At 51.7% G+C, this 20,551-nt stretch carries 16 protein-coding genes; 6 read left to right on the forward strand and 10 right to left on the reverse strand.

The annotated features are described in order from the left end of the window. Positions 1–125: 125 nt before the first annotated feature. Together MKZ24_RS24380 and MKZ24_RS24385 are read left to right on the forward strand one after the other, a co-directional pair. Positions 126–983, forward strand: coding sequence for a M15 family metallopeptidase (locus MKZ24_RS24380; protein ID WP_340787613.1), 858 nt, complete (start codon positions 126–128; stop codon positions 981–983). A 47-nt stretch (positions 984–1,030) separates the two neighbouring features. After that, positions 1,031–1,639 (forward strand): VanZ family protein, encoded by a 609-nt coding sequence (locus MKZ24_RS24385; protein WP_340787616.1) that lies wholly within the window; start codon positions 1,031–1,033, stop codon positions 1,637–1,639. Between the two features lie 39 nt (positions 1,640–1,678). On the opposite strand, the gene MKZ24_RS24390 is transcribed toward MKZ24_RS24385, so the two are convergent. Together MKZ24_RS24390 and cysK are read right to left on the reverse strand one after the other, a co-directional pair. Further along, positions 1,679–2,704 (reverse strand): hypothetical protein, encoded by a 1,026-nt coding sequence (locus tag MKZ24_RS24390; protein WP_340787620.1) that lies wholly within the window; start codon positions 2,702–2,704, stop codon positions 1,679–1,681. Positions 2,705–2,722: 18 nt separating this feature from the next. Next, complete coding sequence (gene cysK / locus MKZ24_RS24395) at positions 2,723–3,646, reverse strand: cysteine synthase A (protein ID WP_042235483.1); 924 nt, start codon at positions 3,644–3,646, stop codon at positions 2,723–2,725. Between the two features lie 270 nt (positions 3,647–3,916). On the opposite strand from cysK, the gene MKZ24_RS24400 reads away from it, so the two are divergent. Beyond that, positions 3,917–4,276 carry a hypothetical protein gene (locus MKZ24_RS24400; RefSeq protein WP_042235481.1) on the forward strand — a complete coding sequence of 120 codons (360 nt, stop codon included), beginning with the start codon at positions 3,917–3,919 and terminating at the stop codon, positions 4,274–4,276. Positions 4,277–4,389: 113 nt separating this feature from the next. On the opposite strand, the gene MKZ24_RS24405 is transcribed toward MKZ24_RS24400, so the two are convergent. Beyond that, positions 4,390–8,307 carry a galactose-binding domain-containing protein gene (locus MKZ24_RS24405; protein ID WP_340787624.1) on the reverse strand — a complete coding sequence of 1,306 codons (3,918 nt, stop codon included), beginning with the start codon at positions 8,305–8,307 and terminating at the stop codon, positions 4,390–4,392. A gap of 432 nt (positions 8,308–8,739) precedes the next feature. On the opposite strand from MKZ24_RS24405, the gene MKZ24_RS24410 reads away from it, so the two are divergent. Both MKZ24_RS24410 and MKZ24_RS24415 read left to right on the forward strand, forming a co-directional pair. Continuing rightward, a complete protein-coding gene (locus MKZ24_RS24410) occupies positions 8,740–9,822 on the forward strand; it encodes a nucleotidyltransferase domain-containing protein (RefSeq protein WP_042235479.1) in 1,083 nt (360 codons plus the stop codon). A gap of 47 nt (positions 9,823–9,869) precedes the next feature. Beyond that, the gene (locus MKZ24_RS24415; protein WP_340787627.1) at positions 9,870–10,625 is read left to right on the forward strand and encodes a creatininase family protein; all 756 of its coding nucleotides are present in this window, start codon (positions 9,870–9,872) and stop codon (positions 10,623–10,625) included. 158 nt (positions 10,626–10,783) lie between these two features. On the opposite strand, the gene MKZ24_RS24420 is transcribed toward MKZ24_RS24415, so the two are convergent. The 4 genes from MKZ24_RS24420 to MKZ24_RS24435 form a co-directional block, all read right to left on the reverse strand. Beyond that, positions 10,784–12,487 (reverse strand): methyl-accepting chemotaxis protein, encoded by a 1,704-nt coding sequence (locus MKZ24_RS24420; RefSeq protein ID WP_340787630.1) that lies wholly within the window; start codon positions 12,485–12,487, stop codon positions 10,784–10,786. 738 nt (positions 12,488–13,225) lie between these two features. Continuing rightward, a complete protein-coding gene (locus tag MKZ24_RS24425) occupies positions 13,226–13,924 on the reverse strand; it encodes a Crp/Fnr family transcriptional regulator (RefSeq protein ID WP_340787633.1) in 699 nt (232 codons plus the stop codon). Positions 13,925–14,005: 81 nt separating this feature from the next. Then, a complete protein-coding gene (locus tag MKZ24_RS24430) occupies positions 14,006–14,539 on the reverse strand; it encodes a hypothetical protein (protein ID WP_340787635.1) in 534 nt (177 codons plus the stop codon). Position 14,540: 1 nt separating this feature from the next. Further along, the gene (locus MKZ24_RS24435) at positions 14,541–16,073 is read right to left on the reverse strand and encodes a DUF4153 domain-containing protein (protein WP_340787638.1); all 1,533 of its coding nucleotides are present in this window, start codon (positions 16,071–16,073) and stop codon (positions 14,541–14,543) included. A 113-nt stretch (positions 16,074–16,186) separates the two neighbouring features. Between MKZ24_RS24435 and MKZ24_RS24440 the strand changes: the two genes are divergently transcribed. Further along, positions 16,187–17,863: an ABC transporter substrate-binding protein gene (locus tag MKZ24_RS24440; RefSeq protein ID WP_340787640.1), complete on the forward strand. Its 1,677-nt coding sequence runs from the start codon at positions 16,187–16,189 to the stop codon at positions 17,861–17,863. A gap of 115 nt (positions 17,864–17,978) precedes the next feature. Here the strand turns inward: MKZ24_RS24440 and MKZ24_RS24445 are convergent, their stop codons facing one another. The 3 genes from MKZ24_RS24445 to MKZ24_RS24455 form a co-directional block, all read right to left on the reverse strand. After that, positions 17,979–18,470, reverse strand: coding sequence for a DinB family protein (locus MKZ24_RS24445; RefSeq protein ID WP_042235466.1), 492 nt, complete (start codon positions 18,468–18,470; stop codon positions 17,979–17,981). A 95-nt stretch (positions 18,471–18,565) separates the two neighbouring features. Further along, the gene (locus MKZ24_RS24450; RefSeq protein WP_340787643.1) at positions 18,566–18,889 is read right to left on the reverse strand and encodes a DUF1835 domain-containing protein; all 324 of its coding nucleotides are present in this window, start codon (positions 18,887–18,889) and stop codon (positions 18,566–18,568) included. Positions 18,890–19,023: 134 nt separating this feature from the next. Then, positions 19,024–19,851, reverse strand: a complete 828-nt coding sequence (locus MKZ24_RS24455) for a stalk domain-containing protein (protein ID WP_340787646.1) — start codon at positions 19,849–19,851, stop codon at positions 19,024–19,026. Positions 19,852–20,551 lie beyond the last annotated feature (700 nt).

The raw sequence follows: 20,551 nt of genomic DNA on the forward strand, positions 1-20,551 counted from the left end.
TCAATTATTTTACGCGGAAATGCCTTTGCATTTTAATATTTTAAGAAAAACTTTATCTTTACCCCACTTCTTTTTAAATTCACTTCCCTATTCTTATAGACATAGAGTCCAAGGAGGAAGATGAAATGAAGAAGTGGTTTTTTTGGGTTGTTCTTGCCGGTTTGCTTGGATTGGAGTGGGTGCACCAAGGCAGAGAAGCTGTTGTCCCCGGACAGGACACCCCAATCGTTCAAGTCCTTACGGACCACGGCTCCAAGAATCTGACGGTTATCCCTAAAAGCAGGGTTCATCAGGGCAATCTGCTGCTCGTCAACAAAGAATACCCTGTACATAAACCGGGAGTCAGTAAAGATATTGTGAATCTGTCTGAGCATCAGGAGCTGACCGAAGGCTATGGTCTGCTGGACAACAAGACGATGCTCTCCGAGCAGGTAGCGGAGCAGTTCTCGATTATGATAGGAGCTGCAGCCGGGCAGGGTGTCCAGAATTTCCTGATCAGCAGCGGATACCGGAACAACTCGGAGCAGAAGCAGCTCTATGAGGAGAAGGGAGCCGAATATGCCCTTCCACCGGGCCATAGCGAGCATAACCTGGGCTTGTCACTTGATATCGGCTCCTCGCAGATGGCGATGAGCCAGGCTCCGGAAGGGCAATGGCTTCGTAACAACGCCTGGGATTACGGATTTATCCTGCGCTATCCTGAAGATAAGACGGATATTACCGGCATCCAGTATGAGCCTTGGCATTTCCGTTATGTCGGCCTGCCGCACAGCATCATTATGCGGGATAAGCATTTCACCCTGGAAGAATACCTGGATTATCTGAAGCAGCAGGAGACGATTACCGCTACCGTTAACGATACAGAATATCAGATTTCCTATATAGCGGTCTCTGGAAATACTCCGGTTCCTACCCCTGAAGGCCGGCATGTCGAGTTCTCGGGCAATAATATCGACGGCGTAATTATGACGGTATATCCATAACAGCCAGGCCATATAACAATATAACCTAGAGAAGGCGGTGATGCGGAATGAATCCGGCATACAAACTGAGAATATACGGGTTGCAGGCACTTTTCGCCGTATACATCTATGTACTATTCAAAATCATCTTATTCAAGTTTGGTTCGATTAACTTCAGCTTTCTCTGGCAGCAGCTGCAGCGCAGCCCGGATAACATTGCCGGCAGTCTGCGCACAGGAAACTTTGTTCCGCTCGCTACCCTGTCCAATACGTATCATCATCTCACACCTACTACCATGCTTAATTTCGCGGGAAATATTGCCTTGTTTATCCCTTATGGCATATTCCTTGTGCTACTGTCCCCGAATGGAAAAGGCGGCGGCTCCTTCACCGGTGTCCTGCTGCGCTCTTTGGCATTAAGTGCGGTGCTTGAATGTGCGCAGGCGGTATTCTACATCGGAACCTTTGATGTGGACGATCTCATTCTGAATACCTTCGGCGGGCTGCTGGGGTATATCCTGTTCCGGCCTGTGATGAAGGCATTTAAGCCAAGCGGAAAAGGCAGTGCCGCCAATAAGGACGACTCCGCACCAGCGGACAATAGAAGGATCATCTATGATACGAAGTCTAATCCTCCTGTTATAACCGTCAAAGGCTCCTCTGTCACCAAAAGGTGACGGGGAGCCTTTGTCATCATTAAGAATCTATATCCCGCCTTATATAGGAGAAGTGTACCGGCCGTACTGGATCTCCAGTTCTTTGAAGGCATTGCCTTGCTGCAGCAGGAAAAAGGAGTTCACACCCTCCGCTCCCCACCAGTTCAGGCCAAGCAGCAATCCGTCTGCCGACTGTGCAGCAAACAATAACGAGAACATCTCCGGCCGCATCTCCCCGCCGTCATCGACACGCCAGACCGAATATTCATCGTTCTCAATAACCGCAGGATAATCCATGAAGCTGAGCTTACCGTCTTCATTCAGGACAAGACTGAACAGCATATCCTTATCCTGCCTTGTGAATTGAATCAGATACAGCTCCCTATTCTGGGCCAGATCAGCCAGCTTCCAGGCGGACTGAATCTCCCGGTGCTTAACGGCAGCTATGCTCTTGCGCACGGGATCTCCGGCGGCAAGCTGCGGAGCAGCCGGGTCAGCCGGTTGAAGCTCCAGCAAGGCAGCCGGAGGGAAGAGGGCGGAATCAGCCAGATAATAGGTTTCATCCGGCTTCGCAGCGCCGCTCTCTATCGTGTAGACAAATCCGGCCAGATTAGCGAAATTATTCGCCAGCTCCCGGCCATTGCTGTTCTCACTCCCCGCTTGCCGCTTCTCGAACTTCACAGCCAGCACCTGGCCTCCGTTGCCGATAGCGGTATTCAGGGATTCCATCTGCTCCCCGCTTCCCTCTTCCTGCGAGGTCACAAGCATATGACTCCCGGTCTCGTCGGCGAAGCCGAATACAGGCTGCAGCTTGGCGGGATCGAGGAATGCCGCCAGGGCAGGCGACTCGGTACCCGCGGCGGCTGCAGTAGGGTCCGCCGTTTGCGGGACGGCGGTCTGCTGCGGGACAGGCGACGGACTCTGCGCCACCGGAGGTGATGGCATGGCCGAAGATTCTGCACCGCCTGAATTGTCGGTACCGCCCGGCCGCGAACAGCCGGACAAGCTTGAGATTAGCGCCGCCGTAAGAATCATCAATCCGGCAGCTTTCAGCCGGTGCCGGGAACTTCTCTTCACGCGATTCATAGGGTCCCCTCCAGTGGGTTATTCGAATATCCCCATACTAAGATATCGTTCACCAGTATCGGGAGCAATGCACAACACCCGCTTGCCGCGGCCGTGGCGCCGGGCTTCCTGCAAGGCTGTCCATACTGCTGCTCCGCCGGAAGGACCAATCAGGATCCCTTCGGTACTGGCCAACCTCCTTACCATATCCAGTGCATCTTCATCGGATACCTGCACAATCTCATTATAGATGCCGGTATTCAGAATCGCCGGCACGAATCCGGGGCTGGTGCCCACCAGCTTATGCGGTCCGGGCTTGCCGCCGGAGAGCACTGGTGAGCCTTGAGGCTCCACGACAACCACGCGGAGCTCCGGCAGCTGCTCACGCAGCGCCTCTCCTGTGCCGGTAATCGTGCCGCCTGTTCCAGATGTAGCAACGAATACGTCCAGCCGGCCTTCCATCTGCTCCAAAATTTCCGGAGCGGTGGTGATGCGGTGGATGTCCGGATTCGCCTTGTTCTCGAACTGCTGAGGGATGAAGCTCCCGGCAATTTCCTTGCCCAGCTCTACTGCCTTGGCAATTGCGCCCGGCATCCGCTCCGCCGCCGGCGTCAGCACAACCTCCGCGCCGTAGGCCTTCAGGATATTGATCCGTTCCTTCGTCATATTATCCGGCATGATCAGGATTGCCTTATATCCTTTCGCCGCCGCGTTCATCGCCAGACCGATGCCGGTATTGCCGCTCGTCGGCTCGATGATCGTACCGCCAGGCTGCAGCCGCCCGTCCAGCTCCGCCTGCAGAATCAGATTATACGCGGCCCGGTCCTTAACGCTGCCGCTGGGATTGAACATCTCCAGCTTCACATACAGCTCCGCATCCTCCGGTCCGGTAATTCGGTTCAAGCGTACCACCGGCGTTCCGCCGATCAGCTCTGTAATATTATTGACTACCAGCTTCGTCATATATATACCTCCCCTATTCCTGTCTTAATCTTCATGCACGATGTAACATCCATTGTATCGCTACAGTAGGCTATCTGTCGATTTGGCGGATGGTGCCGCTGCTGCTGGACTGACATTCTATCCATATTACCCAGCAGACTTCCGGTAAAAGCTGATGCCAAGACTTGGCGGGGACATGAACATGACAATTGTTGTAGATTATGCAGGATTTCCGGCAACCAGGCGAATTCCGATATGTGGTATTATGGTAAAAATCAGAGGAGGGAATGTATGAGAAGAGAAGACTGGATTAACGAACCCTTAGTTACGCAGAAATTAGATGATGCAATAGATTCAGTTATCTTACACATAGGAATGGAGGGTGACGATAAGGATGCTGTTCTTTGGAAGCTGCATGATTACTTGAAACAGTTCAAGGTTGGTGACGAAACCTTGGCAGTTAGCCTAACCGATAAGCAACGAGCTGATTATATTTATTTAGCTGAGAAGCTCCGGTCAAGCGGCTGGAACTATAATGTTGGATATGATACTCACTGGAATAATTTCGCATCCAAAGTAAATGGGCTCATAACTGAATCATACTATCAAGATGATGCAACAGTAGACCCATACTCTCCTTACATCAAATAACCGCCCCCCAGACACACGGGAGGCGGTTCTTGCAGCATGCTGAATATTATGCAGCTTAGCATATTGCAGCTGGGTAGTATTCAGCCATACAATAATCAGCTATACTATTCAGCCTACGGATTCACCGTAATCGTAAACGTTGACGTGGTATTTTTAATAGGCGTTACAGTGTTCAGGATCTTCAAGTTGTTGAAGACAACGTTACCTACCGCCGGGCCTTGGCCGGGTTCAGCCGATTCGTTGGCCCAGATACCGACTCCGGACTTGGAGTCGAAGGCATCGCCGCTCTTTTGCGCGCCGGATATCGTGACATTCGTAAAAATCGTGTCCGCTACAGGGAATTGCGGCGAATTGCCGACATAGTTGGTCTGGAACATAATCCCGTGATAGGTCGGATCAATGATATCCACATCACTGACGCGGATGCCCTGGAACACCTTAGAGGCGGAGAATACCCAGATAGCCGGGAAGGTCTGTGAGCCCCAGAAATGTCCGCCCGCCCGGACGACTGAGATGTTCTGGAAATTCGTAGTCGGCGATGCGCCGAAGCCGTTCATGGCATACCCGAAGTCCAGTGAGCTGATCGTAATCCCCGAATAGCAGAGTGTATCCGCAATATAGATGTTGCGGAAGGTGTTGGCGTAACCTCCATAGACGGCTACACCGGCTGCACGCCAGGTCAGGATTGAGGTCAGATTCTCGTATACATTGTCCTTCATGTCCGAGCCGCCAGAATCGATTGCCGAGAACAGCGCGAAGCTGTCATCTCCGGTAGCCCGGGCTTCGTTGTTGGACACGAGGTTGTTCGTGCTGCCGTTGGTCATATTAATGCCATCGGCGAAGGTGTTACGGATACGGGAGTTTCGGATCACCATGTAGTCGGTATTCGCCCCCCAGTACATACATACCTGATGTTCGGTCCAGATGTTGTCGATCGTAATGTTCGCTACATTGGAGAAGTCGAACACTTTGCCGGGACCGTCAATGCGTGAGGTATAGTTGCCGAAATAGGCAAAACCTGAGAAGGTTGATCCATTCGCTGAATCGGCAGCCCTGAAGCCAACATCCGTATTGGACTGGTTGACCGGCGCATAGAACCGCGTATACCAGGGTCCGGCTCCGACAATTTTAATCGCTTTGCCATAAACCTGGAACTTGTTCGAGGTTTCATACGATCCGGCCTGAAGATATACACCTGTGAGGTTACCAGTCGTATCCATACGGACCTTATCAATCGCATTCTGCACGTCCTGGTGCGTGAAACCAAGCGGAACCGTATATTTGGCCGGGTCCGGATTGGCGATCGGCGCTACCTGCTCCAGGCTGACGAAGTCAATTGCATACTGTGAAGTGTTGGCTGCGTCCTTCTGAAGTCTGATTGTGCTGCCCGCCGGAATAGTGCTGTCGAACATAATATTCGCTTCATCATAAATGTGGCGCGGAGAGCCGGCGCTTGGCGAATTGCCCGGGCTGATCTCTGAGCCATACAGCCAGGCGTATTTGGAGTTCAGCGTGATGGCTTTGTTGAATACGCCGTTCACATAGATATTAAGTGTAGCGGTTGTTCCGTCACCGCTTGCCGAGTCCGGAATCGAGAAACGGGTAACAAGCGTGTTGGTGCTGGCTTTGGTGGTGAATTCAACATAGCTGCCCGTTGTGTTCAATGTGACTGCTCTTCTGCCCGAGGCTTCACCGGCAAGATCGCCGATATTGCGGTTCGGATTCAGCTTGACCGCTCCGCCCCCGACAACCCCGTCCTCCGCTTCATACATGTCATAAGGCATATTGGCCCCGCGTCCGATGTACAGCGAATGATTCTGGATGTTGTTGGCCCGTTTCACTGCCAGTTCATTCGCGTCTGCGGCAATTTCAGTTTTTACATTATACTTCCCGTTCGCTGCGGTCCAGGTTCCAAGAGTAACCGGGGCTGTAGTGCTTCCGCTGGCAATGACACCGTTATAAGCACCGGTCAGCGTTTTGATTACCGCACCGGTGGTCGCATCAGTCAAAGTCAATGTGATGTTATGTGCACCACTGGCCGAGGCTGCCGTTCCCTGATTCTTAATAGCAACGGAGAAGCTCACCGTATTCCCGCCAGCCGGATTCCCCGGCGACCAGCTGACCGGAGAAGCGATCAGATCCGAGCTGGATACGGGATTTACGGTAAGCGATGCGGGATTCGAGTAGCTGTTATTCCCTTCATTCAGCTCAATGACGGTGTTGTTCTCGTCTACCTTTGCAGTTAATGCATAGGTTGCGGCATCTTTGGCACCGATGTTCAGCGATACTGTGGCCGAAGCACCTGCAGCCAGTGCACCGACTGATGCTGTCCCGGCAAGCGTGGTACCTAGATAGAAGCTGACGTTTGTTGTTGCCGCTGAAGCAGACCCGGTATTCTTGACGGTAGCATTCAGCGTGATGACATCGGTCTCTACCGGAGCGGAAGGGCTCCAGGACATTGCCGTTACCATCAGATCCGGATTCGCAGCCGGTGTGCCGATGATCTGAAATTCAGCTACTTGTCCGGCGCTTGAACCGGAGTTCGCGGTGAATTTCAGCTGCAGCTCGCTGGCCGTTGCTGTGACTGGAATGGTCACGGAGTTGCCGCTGGCCGGGTTAAAGGTATACACCGTGGCCGGCACCAGACTCGTGAAGGTTCCTGTAGACTGGTTATGACCCAGTACCTGAATGGTTTGGGTACGGGTAGCCCAGGCCGCAGCCGGATTGAGCTTCACAATTACCGAGGTTACATTGGCGTTCGCGCCAAGGTTCACAGTCAGTGTATTCGGATAGCTTCCGCCCGCTCCTTCCCAGTACGTAGTCACATCTCCGTCATTGGCGTTAGCGGGTACAAATGTAAAGACTGAAGATGAGGCATTAACCGCTTTGCCGATTGCCAGGTTCGAGCCAGGACCCGCGCTTGGCGAGGCCGTCGGCGAGGCAGTTGGCGAAGGCGTTGGTGTGACAGTTGGGGTTGGAGCCGGCGTGGCCGTTGGTGCTACTGTAGGAGAAGCCGTTGGTGCTACTGTTGCCGTTGGCACCGGTGTGGCAGTCGGGGCTATCGTTGGTGCCACCGTCGAAACGGGTGTAGCTGTAGCGGTCGGTGCCGCTGAGACGGTCAGGACCAGCTGATCCAGATTCACGTTGCCGGAGTCGGACGCATCGTATTTGTAGGCAATCGTGTTAATTCCGGCATTTAACGCCAGGATTTCTGCCTGTGTAGACCAGGTATCCCAGTTGGCCAGATTAGCAAGCGAGGTCTGCTTGATCTTGATACCGTTCACATAGACACTCAGCGTCCTGGTGCTGCCGGAGGCATTGGCATACCGCAGCGCTGCGCTGTAATTGCCAGCAGATGCAGCCGAAACGGTGAACGTTGTCGCTGCTCCTTGGGCAAGATAACCATCAACAAACGCCGACCCGGTATAGCCGGTGTGATCTGTGTTGGTTTTGGCCCCGCCAGACAAGGCGGCAGCTTCCGCTTCATAAGTTCCCGGTGTAGAAACCGCAGTTCCGTACACCTCGAGTTCGGATAGCTGCGCAGCAGGCCAGCCGGTGTTGGCCGTGAAGGTTATTTTAATATAACGGGCTGTTGCAGCAGTGAAATTAACTGTGACTGTGTTAGAGCCGCTGGAAGGATTGAAGCTGTAGGCCGCTGATGCAGCCAAGTTGCTGTAAGAAGCATCCTCCGTACTGCCTTGAACGGACAATGTCTGTATTCTTGCTTCCCAGGCTGACGGCAGCTTGAGTACAACCTGATTGACGCTGCTGTTGGAGCCTAGATCGACCTTGATCCATTGCGGAAAAGCATTGCTGGCACTCTCCCAATACGTCCCCTGGTTGCTGTCATTGGCGTTCGCTGCCACATACACATCACCGACCGAGCTAGCGGTAATCGTCTTGCCTTGAGCCAGATTGCCTGCCGCTGCCCCCACTGCCGGGAATAACGCCAACTGGCCCACACATAGCGCAAGAATCAGACTGTACAGCAGGAATGTCCTTTTCACAGAAGCCTTGTGTCTGGTAATCATCTGCCAACCACCTCCTATAATTTTATGATGCGGCCTTAAAGTATGCGCTTTCAAAAATATCCCCTCTCCTTATACTCCTCGCCTCCTTGATTCCCCCTGCCTTCCCTGCTGTGAAGATTAGGTTGCAATCAGCCAGATCAGCCCTCTCCGCAAGCGCAAGTGAAACGACCGAACCCGGAGAATGGCTACGAACTAGCTAATTATGGTAATAATATAAGATATCACTAGATTTAGGTCGATGGCGTATTCTATGATTAGTATGTGCATAAATACGGATTTCATATTTTTATGCAGCGAATTAAGTGAAGTTGACTTGAGTCCTTCCTCTGACCAACACCAGGAGAGATTAATCTTAATTAAAGTCGGCATACCCCCGCAGGCAAGATGCCTATACAATGAATAGACAAGGCGCGGGCCAAGGAGGAACTACACATGAATAAAGCTGACCAGCAGGAACTATTCCACAAAAATGAGAAGCTCATTAACATGGTTATTGAGCGGGCCAAGCGGGATTATCCGGAGGAGATTGCATTGATCGGGCTTACGGGCTCTTTTCGTACGGGAGATTTCCATGACAAAAGCGATCTGGATCTAATTATTATCAATAACAACCATCAGGGCTGGGGCATCTCTTCCTGCTTCATACTGGGGGATGTCGGATACGATATCTATTGCACTCCATGGGAGACCCGGATTGAAGAGCAGGCTGCGCTTGAGAGTCCGATGACCTCCAGTCTGATAGATTTACAGGTGCTCTATTGTGCCAAACCGGAATATATGGAGAAATTCAATGCGTACAGACAGCGGGCGCTGGACACTTTAGCTAAGCCTATCGGGAGCGAATGCATCGGCAGAGCGAAGAAGTGGATCGACAGTGCCAAGCAGGAGTACGCGAATGCCATGCTTGCTGAGGATCTCGGGACCGTCAGGCTGGCTTCATGCGAGGTGGTCTACAATCTGGTCTGTGCACTGACTAATTTGAATAATACGTATTTTAAAAGAGGGCTTAAGCGATATCTGGAGGAAATTGCCGCCTACCGGTATATTCCTGAGGATTTTGAAAGGATATATATGGATGTGATTCATGCCAAGACGATGGATGACATACGAAGCACAACCTATACCCTTCTAAGAAGCATCCACAATCTGTACAAAACTCTATATCAAAAATATGTAGTCCCGCCTGTACCGGCCTACGATAATCTGGCGGGCACCTATGAGGAGCTATGGTGTAATTACCGCCATAAGGTTATTGCAAGCGCCGAAATGAAGGACCAATCCTATGCCTTCTATACCGCAATGGGAGCACAGCAGTTCCTGGATGAAATGACGGAGTCGCGGGGAACCCGGAGGTTTGATTTAATGCAACACTTCGATGCCGATCAGCTTGATGGATTTAAGGAGCAATTTCTGCAGGCGATGGATGAATATCTGGAAGAATATAACCTGACAGGCCGGTCAGTCGAACGCTATGATACTTTTGAGGAGCTGTATAGACAATATATGAAGGTATAAGTAATTTCTACGGGATAATTAAATGGCCAAATGATCAGGAGGTTATTATGCTTAGTTATAAAAATACAACGACCGAAGTTGCAGCCAGCGGAATTGATACTGTTATTATATCCGTTGGTGCAACCGAACAATTCGGTCCGTTCCTTCCCATGCATTTGGATACATTAATTGCAGAATTGTATGCTGAATCCTATGGAAAGGCATTAAATACCTACGTTCTGCCTACCCTTCCATTTAACACTTCAGAAGAACATGCCAACTGTAAGGGAACGGTAACGGTCAGCCCGAATATTTTGACCGCAATGATAGAAGATATGATTACTAATTTAGCAAGACAGGGATTTACCAAGTTTGTAGTTTGCAATGGACATGGTGGAGCGTACTGGGAAGCCGCCTTTGTTAAGCATATCAATTACAAATACCCTGAGCTTCTCTTGATCGCCCCGAATCACAACACTCCTAATGCCTGGACAGAAGCAGCGACGCAAGCTGGTTTGGACGAGGTAGATGAAATGCATGCCGGGTTATTGTCGGTGTGCACCGCCATGTGGCTCTGCCCTGAACTTGTCCAGACGAAATCTATGGGCTCCAACATCCCTGCTGATAACCGGTTGTACGCAGACTATATGGGATGGGACAAGCTTACCGCAGATGGCTGCTGGGGGAAATTTGAAGAAGGCAGCTACACCGATCAAGAATTAAGTGAGAAAGGCAGGCTGTTCTGGGAAACATTCATTCATAGACGGAGTGAAGGGTTACATCAAATTCTTGAGGAAGCCTACCGGAGAAAGATGGCAAAATAGTATATTCGTCCATCGGGCAGGTATGATTATGATCGCTTCTACCCGCTGAGTGCAAAGCCCCCCGCCGTCTCTGGCAGGGGGTTAAGATCTATTCTCTGGGAGAGAATTCTTAATTATTATGCATAATCAAGCTGAAAATAAGCTGACGGCCAGTTAATCTACACGTTGAACCGTGCCACCAGGCCCTGCAGACCTTGCGCCAGCCTGTTCAGTGCGCTGGCTGAGGAGGCAATTTGCTCCACCGAAGCCATCTGCTCCTGCGATGCAGCGGATACCTGCTGCGTATTCGCCGCAGTGGTCTCCGAGATCTGCGTAACCATGCGGATGGAGTCTACGATTTCCTCCGTTGCCGCCGTGATTTCTTCCACGGCTCCGGATACCTCCTGAACCTGTCCGGCCAGCGAATCAACCGAGCTGCGGATTTCATGGAAGGAATGTCCGGCCTCTTCAATGATATTAGTTCCGCTTTGCACTTCGTTCATGCTGTTCTTCATCATCTTCACTGCATGGTCGGCATCTGACTGGATTCCGGCCGCCATCTCGGCAATCCGATTGGCGGATTCAGCTGACTGTTCGGCCAGTCTGCGCACCTGATCGGCCACTACCGCAAACCCTCTGCCCTGCTCTCCGGCCCGCGCCGCTTCGATTGTCGCATTCAGCGCCAGCATATTCGTCTCCGAAGCAATCCCCTTGATCACTCCGACAATGCTGCCAATTTCCTGTGACCGCTTCACGAAGCCTATGACCTGCTGAGAGAGGGACTGAATGGATTCGTTGATGGAATCCATCTGACGGCCGGCGGATTGCAGCGATTGATCTCCGGCAACCGCATATTCGGCAGAGCGCAGCGAGGCTTCCGAAATATCCTGCACACTGGCAGCAATCTGCTGAATCCCGGCTGACATTTCAATAATCGTATTCATGTTGGTCTGCAGATCATTCATCTGCCGGCTCGTGCCGGTGGCAACTTCGCCCATAATCCCGGCAATCTTCTCAGTCGCTTCAGCAGTCATTCCGCTATCAGCGGTCAGCTTGACCGAAGAAGCGGCGAGGCCGCTGGCAGAAGCATTCACCTGGCCGATCATCGCCGCCAGATTATCGGTCATTTTATTGAAATTCAGGGCCAGATCACCGATCTCATCCTTCGTCCGCACACTCAGCTTGCGGGTCAGATCGGCATCGCCGTCTGCAATCTCTTTGAGCTGCTTGTTCACATCACTCAGTGGCTTCAGAATCCGTGCCGACATCACGAACGCGATCAGCACAGCCAGCAGGACAGATAGTCCCGTGACTCCCATACTCGTAACCATAGACGAGCTGCGGTGGGTAGCCGCCTGACTCTGCTCCTTCGCAATTTCTTCATGCAGCATAGTCTCAAATACAAGCTGTGAATCGATAATGGTATCCAGAGAGAGCGTTGTAAACGACTTTTGTGCTTCCGGGAAATTGCCGTCTTTGGCTAAGGCAAAAGCTTCCTCCAGCACGGCCAGATAATTGCCCCATTCACTCTCCAGATTCGTAATTCCCGCAAGCTCAGCTTCGTTCAGGCCCGCATCCTTCAGTTGTTCAGCCGCCGCCGTAATCTGCGGGATCATCGCTTCATAAGCAGTCAGATTGGCCGTTCTTTCCTCATCCGTATTGCTCATGACATACCTCGCCGCCAGCCCATCTGCCGTACGGATATCATCGGTTAACCCCTGCACCAGCGACAGCTTGCTGTAGTTACGGTTGATCTGTTCTGTAAGCATGGTCACCTTACCTTGAAATAAGGTGCTGCCCGCAATTGCGATAATGAACACGATAATCACAGCGGCGAAGCCGGACATGATTTTGGCGCGTATTCCTCTAATTCTGCTGAACATAGTAATTTCCTCCACTCCATATGTAAGCTATATTGCATACCCCCTGCCCCTAGGGGCTTGTAGACTATGTATCCTACGTGTATCCACCTGCATGTGCGCTCCATACGTCTGCTGCTGGCCCGTCCCTCCTTAAGCGTGTTACTAATCTTTTCCTCTTGTCTGTATCTTACGTTCCAATCCTTAAACCAATCTGAAATGAAGCTGAGCATTCGCTGAAACATGCAGGCAAGGCTGTAAGAATGATGAATTACAGAAACATACCTCCATGGCAGCACCGCTCCGATTGTATTCGGTTTTTCGCTTACATTTGGCCCAGTTACCTCCATGGCAGCCCATTGTGTTCGGTTTTTCGCTTACATTTGCCCCGGTTACCTCCATAGCAGCCCATTGTATTCGGTTTTCCGCATACATTTGCCCCGGTTACCTCCATAGCAGCCCATTGTATTCGGTTTTCCGCATACATTTGACCCGGGTACCTTCATGGCCGCACATCGTGTTCGGTTTTTCGCATACATTTGACTCTCCTTTGGCCCGGCTTCCGGGGGATTCAGCGGGATTCCTGTATGCAAGAACATAATCTCCATATTTACATAAAAAACACAAAAAACCGCCACCCCGACCAAAGGCAGGAGATGACGGTTCTGGAAGAGTACTCTATCCGTTTAACTTCTATAGCTATGTAAGTAGGCTGCTGTCATTCACCCAGGTTTGCTCAGTCTCACTAGAGTTCACTCAGGTTCATTCATACAAATTCCCGTTCGCCAGCATGGCCAGCCTCTCTTCGTCCAGCACGATCAGCCGGCCGCGCCTGCGTTCGATGATCCCTTCTTCGATCAGGCGGCGCACCACCCGGTTCAGATGCCGATAGCTTGTACCCAGCAGATCGGCAGTCTCTGTCAGGCTGGAGGTGCGGATCTCCTCCACGCGCTGAGCGCCGGTGTTGTCCGAGAAGAGTGACATCAGGTAGCTGGCAAAGCGGTTCTCCACCGGATACAGCACATTCATGGCCGAGGTCTGGCCCAGCGTATACAGCTTATGGCTCAGCTCCCCGACGAGGAAGCGCAGCAGCACCGTATTGTCTTCGAACTCTTTTAGCAGCAGCTTCCTTCCGGCCACCAACAGCAGGCTGTCCCCCACCGATACCACCTCATTCTTGACCGGATACTGGCGCAGCAGCTCCACATCCCCGATTACCGACATCGGCCTGGCGAACCGGACCAGCATTGATTTGCCGTTAGGCAGCAGGGTGTGAATCTTCAGCTTGCCCTGCACCAGAATGAACATGCTCTCCAGCCGGTCGCCCACTGAACACACTGCGTCCCCGTCGCTGTAGCGCCGAAGCTCCATCTGGGCAATTGCGACGCTGCTGAACATTGCCGTAAGATTATTCTGCTCCGCAAGACTGCGTACCGCCTCCGGATTTACTATCGAATTCATGCAGTTCTTCCTCTCCCGCCGTGTAAAGTCAATCTTATGTTCAAACTGTACCACAGCTCCAGGGCAAAGGGCGAACCGGCGTTACTTCATATCGGCGTCGTCCAGACGGATTTCACTTACTGTAGCATCCGGAGAACACCAGAATTCCAAAGTTACTCCTTGTTTATGATCAATATATCCGATAATATCTGCGGTCTGCTCATTGCTTTTGTAATATTTGCTTCCATACAGGTCAAGCACACTTTGTTTGCTGTCTCCCAGTCCGATGCCCAAGGCCGTATGGAGCGGGTCATCTGAGCGGTTATTATCTATGGCTGTGATCTTGATCCGCTTGATCATTCCTTCATCCGGGCCGGAATGAACTGAGGCTGTGACAAGACCGTCCTTCCAGTGATAGTAATCATACAGCTCATTATCCTCTTTACTTAACGGGCTGCCTAACTGCTTAAGCAGGTGACTGTCATTAATATGGTCATGCAGGTTCACACCGCCGATCGCTTCGCGGGCAAGGTCTGTGGAAGGCGTCAGCTTTTCGGAATATGCCGAGAATTGATAGACACCGAAACCCGCAATGATCACCGCAATCAGAATAAATACTATCCGTTTTATCCCCATATTAGTGTGCAACGCCCTTCTCAAAATATTGTTCCAGTTCCTTACGCTCCTGGAATTTGGCTAGATTGAAGGATGGCCAGCTCTTCAGCGGCTCTGACCGGTCAGACAAACGGCTGTGCAGCGCTTCGTCAAGAATACCTTTCTCCTGCTTGCTGAACTCAATTAGCTCCGGAACCACATCCGCGGACAGTCCGGCCAGATAATTGGCATCCAGGGTGCCGCTTGCGGCGTACCGCTGAATATTCTGCCTGGCGATAATATGATCCATCCCGATATAGTTCATCAGCACATAAGAAAGCAAACCAAGCACGATGTAACACTTAAGCAACGGGAATTCTGCCCGGCTGATCCGCACCGCAGCCAGAACAAGCAGCAGTCCGAGGAAGATCATGAAAGCATGCACCAGAAAGCGGATATAGGTATAGCCATACGCCTCTTCATACAATGTCAGCCGGGCGTATGCAGAGTAGAGCATGACCATGGAGCACAGAACCAGAATATAGAGCAGAATCTGAATTACCCGCTTTAGCCCGCCGCCTGCTTTGCGCACCGCCAGCAAGGAGAGCAGCAGAATAGCGAAATTGATCGCTGTCACCAGAATCAGCTCAAAGAATCCGCTCCGCGCATAATCCGCATACGTCTTGCCATCCGGCAGAATGCCTTCCCAGGCTCCGAACAAATACGAGAATTGCACGCTCACAAACAGCATGTATACGGCATTGATCACCGCCAGAACCGTAGTAATGATGATCGGATCATCAACGCCGATGCTTTCCTCTTCCGGTTCGTTCACATCGCGCTCTGTCAGAGTATCCAGCCCGCCAGGCGGATAGGTCCGGATATAGGACTTACTGTCAATGAACCCCCACACAAAGCCGAACATCCCGAGGCCAAGCAGGATAATCCACAACGCCCTGCTGATCCATTCGCCAAAGGAGATATTGTCAAAGTAACCCGGGAGCTCTGACAGCAGCCGGTTGAATACCCCATCCGCCGTGGAGAGAAGCGAGGTGACGATCAGCAGCAGCGGAACGGAAATCAGCAGCCCGATCACAATACGGATAAGAACCTGCTTGCGTGCATTAGACACCCCGCCCTGGCTACGGCGTAACAGCTTCACCGCTGTGTTCCAGTGGCGCAGGCTCTGGGGGAAGAAATGCTCCAAAGCCGCTCCGATCAGCCCGAAGCCGCCCCAGGAGGGCAGGCGGTAACTGAGCATATAAGTCATATGTAATAGAATCACCGCCGGAATGACAAGAAAATTAAGTCCGAAGAAAAACCAGTTGCCAAACAGTGCGTACGTCAGCGACAAAAGGAAGACTGAACCCATCCACATATAGCTGAACCAGTTGTGCTTACGCAGCTTCTCCTTGCCGAAATAGAACATAAACGCGTAGAACAGCACTACAAAAATCGGGTAAGAGATTCCGGGCATCTTGCCGTAGAACAGGTACTGATGCACAAGCGCAAGCAGAAACGCGGCCAACATAACAACGCGCGCAAACCCCGGTTTGGATACGGTTTGATTGTCCATGGTAAATTCCTCCATCTTTTTACTTTCCTACCCTGATTCTAGCTGATAAAATAAGAAGAAAAAGAGAAATATATTATTATTAATTTCCTATTTTGTAAAAGGAGAGCTTATAGATGAAGCTGCACAGCCAATTTCTGAAGCTGCATTCGCATCATGGAGGCCCGGCAGAGGTCCTTGTTACCCTGGATGAGCTGGCCTTGACCCTCGGCTGTACCCACCGCAACGCGCTGCATGTGATCCGCAAAATGGTAGAAATGAACTGGATCACCTGGACGCCCAGCCGTGGACGGGGGCGGCGCTCCAAGCTGGTGTTCCTCGCAGCCTCCGAGGATATTGCCCTGGAATCCATGATGCAGGCCATCAGCAGCAAGGATATCAGCAGCGCTCTGGAGGGAATCCGCGGACATGCCCGCACCTCCGCCCTGCAGGATACACTACAGGGCTGGCTGCTGGCTTACTTCGGGCATCATGCCGAGATGCAGAGTGACAAACGGATTGATACGCTGCGGCTGCCGGTCACGCAGCAGTTGCACACCTTCGATCCGCTGTATATGAATCTGCTGGCAGAGTCTTTTGTTTCCAGCCATGTCTTTGACGGTCTTGTCGGCCGCAGCGGCGAACGCGGCAAAGTGATTCCCGGTCTGGCCCATGCCTGGGAGACCGACGAAGCCCGTACCGCGTGGACCTTCCATCTGCGCAAAGAAGTCCTGTTCCATCACGGCAAGGTACTGACCGCCGAGGATGTGGTCTACTCGTTTGAACGGATGATGTCTACCTCACAGCGGACGCTGTACAGCTATATTTTCAAGGAAATTCAGGAAGTTAGAGCCCTGAATGCCTCCACCGTCCGCATTCTGCTGAAGAAGCCGAACGAGCTCTTCCTCCCGTTCCTCTGCACCAGCCGGGCGGCGATCGTCCCCCGTGACCTACAGTCCATCGGTGAGAATGTATTTGGACGAAGACCTGCGGGAACGGGACCTTTCAAGGTAGTAGAGATGAGCGAGGATACTTGCGTGCTGGAGGTGTTTCCTTATTATTTTCAGGGGCGGGCCCATCTGGATCGTGTGGAAATCATCTATGTACCCTGGGGGCTTGCGCCGGGACCCTCCGAGACGGGTTCGGGCTTCCATGTCATTCCGAATCCGCAGGCAGCGGGTACCGGCTCCCTGAGCAAGATTCATTCCGAATCCTCGGTACGCAAATTCGTCACCTGCAACACCAAAAAAAAGGGACCGCTAAGCGATCCCCTTCTCCGTGCCGATATTCTGTCCTGTCTGCATGAAGCTCCCCGTGAACCTTTCAGGCATTCAGCCGGTCTTCCGGCGGCGGCACTGCAAATTGCCACCATTCCGCAGTATGCCGGGGACGCTGAATACATTGCCTCAAGGCTGAAGCAGCACGGATATTCCTGTAAGGTGGTCTCCGTATCCCCGGAGGAATTCAAAGGACCGATCCGCCTGCAATCGGATTTGATTGTCTTCTCGCTACTCCGCGATCAGGATGAACAGCTGCGGCTGTACGATCTGTATCTGACCCTCTCGCAGCATATCGAGCCGCGAACCCGCGCCGACATCGAAGGCAGACTGCAGATGATCTCCCGCGAGCCTGATACGGCTGCCCGGACAGAGGGCTTCAAGATCATAGAGGACACCTTGACCCAGGATCATCAGCTACATATCCTGTATGAAAAGCCTGCCGAAACTGCTTATCTGCCCTCCGTGCGCGGCGTTACGTTCAACAGCCAGGGCTGGGTGGATCTGCGTCACCTTTGGTTTCCGCCGGAGCTGTAAAGCTAATCTAAGCTTCGCCCGCCTTGGCGGCAGCCTTTTCAACACTCAGATTTGTATCTTGTTCATGCCTGCTGGCAGTGTAAAATCAAGTCTGAAAGGTGACTAAACGCACCCTTTATTCTCTGCCCGGCAAAATGCCCGCAAGCCCTCTGCCTACCAGATTGGCGGATACCGGCTTCCTGCCCAGCTCCCTGGACCATACAGAGAGCTGGCCGGAATGATGAATCTCATGAGCGATAATATGGCGCATAATCTCACCCCAGGTATCCTCAATTACCCGTCCATCCGCCCGCTCATCCTTCAGTATGTTCTGCTCCAGCCCCTCATGCCAGGCCAGCACGAACTGCTCCACCTCCGGCCGGAACCTTGCATCCAGCTCCCTGATCTTCTGCAGAGTGTTATATTCCGGGAAATCTGCCCGAACATCAGGCTTACCCTCCATATCCCGGATCCAGCTCAATTCCACATCGATAATATGCACAAGTGTCTTCAGAATTCCGCCCATTCCGCCTGTTCGTTCCTTCAGCAGCTCCTCTTCCGGCAGCTCCTCACACCATTTGTACCATTCCTCGCGGACCATCCAGTTATAACGGAATAATGTTTGCATAGGCTGCCTCCTGAATTGTAATGTAATTTTCAACTTCCGGCATTCAACGTTCTGTTTCCCTGCTCAGTTTGCTTTGCGTCTGACACTGTAGAATCTCATTGCTGTCGGAAACCTACCTGCACAAGCTTGTCCATAAGCTCCGTATACATTTCTTCGCACTCATCAGTGGCGGTAGAGTATCCCAGGATATTCTGGAGGAACCACTCACTCCGGGCCTTCCTTCCCTCCGGCGAGTCCAGCTGGCCCAGCGGACCTATGGCATAATTCTCCCGGAGTGTAACAAGCTTGTGCGAGTCTGTCCAGCCCAGCCCTGTCAACGCTTGCTTCATGCCTTCAGCGAAGGAATCACCGCATACGATATGCACATGCGTACAATCCGGTGAGGAGTCCCAGAATGCCCGCTTTTTGGGAGAATCCATCAGAATTGCGTAGTATCCCAGCAGGCTGGCAACCGGTGCCGCGATACGTTCATCAAGCGGTGCTTCAAGCCGCTAACAGCGTTTACGATTTCCTGCATATCTATCATCATCTGATTCCACCTTTGTTCAGGTATTTATATGGGGGAGCGGTCCAGCAGCCTCCCTTTGACAAGCAAATAAAGCGGGGGATAGGGCGATTGCTTCTGAGCGGTAACCAAGGTGAACCCGTCCTTCCCGACAGCCGGTCTTTCCCGTCTCGGCACCGGGAACTGAACCGAATCTTTAAACACCACATATGCGGCTACATCCGCTGCTCCTGCCGGAATATCATTTCCGGTTATATTCTGCGATTTAACAGTAAAGCTGCCCTTTGCCGCGTCATACGTATACGAGACAGGACGGAAAGCATTGTTGCTGATAATCGCCCCCGGCGGTGCTCCAAAGGCGCTTCTCTCCAAATCCTCTATCGCTAATTTAATAATATCCGTCTGCATCAGAGTGTCCCCTGTCAATGTATAGAGATGATTATTCTGATCCCATTTACTCACGATGCCCAAACTGCCCGCCAGAACACTGACCGGGATGAACATCGAATTTTGCTCCAATACCGGAATCGTATCCATGGAGCCGGCAACCCCGTTAACCGAAACAGACTTCGACCTTATCGTGAACTTAACCGTTACATCATCCATCCCGATTGTAGCCGTTTTACTGTTGGCATCGAAGCTGACCTTCGCCCCGAGCAGCTCGCTGATCGAGCGCAATGGAATCATCATTCGTCCCTGTGAATCCACATAAGGCGCCTTCGGTGCCGTATAGAGCACATAATACTCGTTGATCTTGAGCAGTACCGGATATTCCTTAGGCGCTGCCTGCACCTTCCCCGTACTACCCCCTATTAATAACGCCAAGCTCATTCCCGTTGTCAGCAGCAACACGAGTAACTTCTTTCTCTGCTTCATAGTAACAATCATCCTCTCATTCTGCTCCGTTTGGAATAATGCAGCGCTCCCGCTACTGCGGCTCTTGTTAAGTTAACGCATGCAACGATTAAAATAGTACCCGTATCAGGTTAAACCTAATGACAAAACCTTGGTAAATCGCCTGCTTAGGTTTGACATCACCCGATTACGGTCCATCCTCTGTTACGCTTAACTGCACTTTGTACAACTAAAACGTCTGATTTACAAACGATTCTCCGTTTAGTTGTATTTCGTACAATTAAAAAGCCCATGTAGATGGGTTCTCACCCATTCAAGCAAATTTAGTTGTACAAACTACACTTAAAAGAGGCGAGTCTACCTTTTCGCTGTTTTTAAGTGTACAGAATACAACTATTGCTGAATTCCGCTTGGGGATGAATACATCAATTGCTGCATTGTTGAACGAACACCGCTCCAGCCGCCACATTATGGATGAATGTCCGCAGTTAAGCATCTCATCTTATCCCTCTCCCCCCCTAATTTAACCCTCGTTTAGTAAAATAAGCAAGAAAAAGAGGCAAGCAGCATCCTTTCTGCTGCTTGCCTCTTTCGCGATTCTCCCCTGCCACACCCCACATAAATGAACTTAAGAATTTTACAACAGGGCTTGCGTACGGAGGGGGATTTTTGGAACTGTAGGAGCGGTAGCGTCCGCCTTTGTCTCCGGATTTCATCCGCT

The sequence above is a fragment of the Paenibacillus sp. FSL R7-0297 genome (genome assembly GCF_038009025.1).
Lineage (GTDB): Bacteria > Bacillota > Bacilli > Paenibacillales > Paenibacillaceae > Paenibacillus_AQ.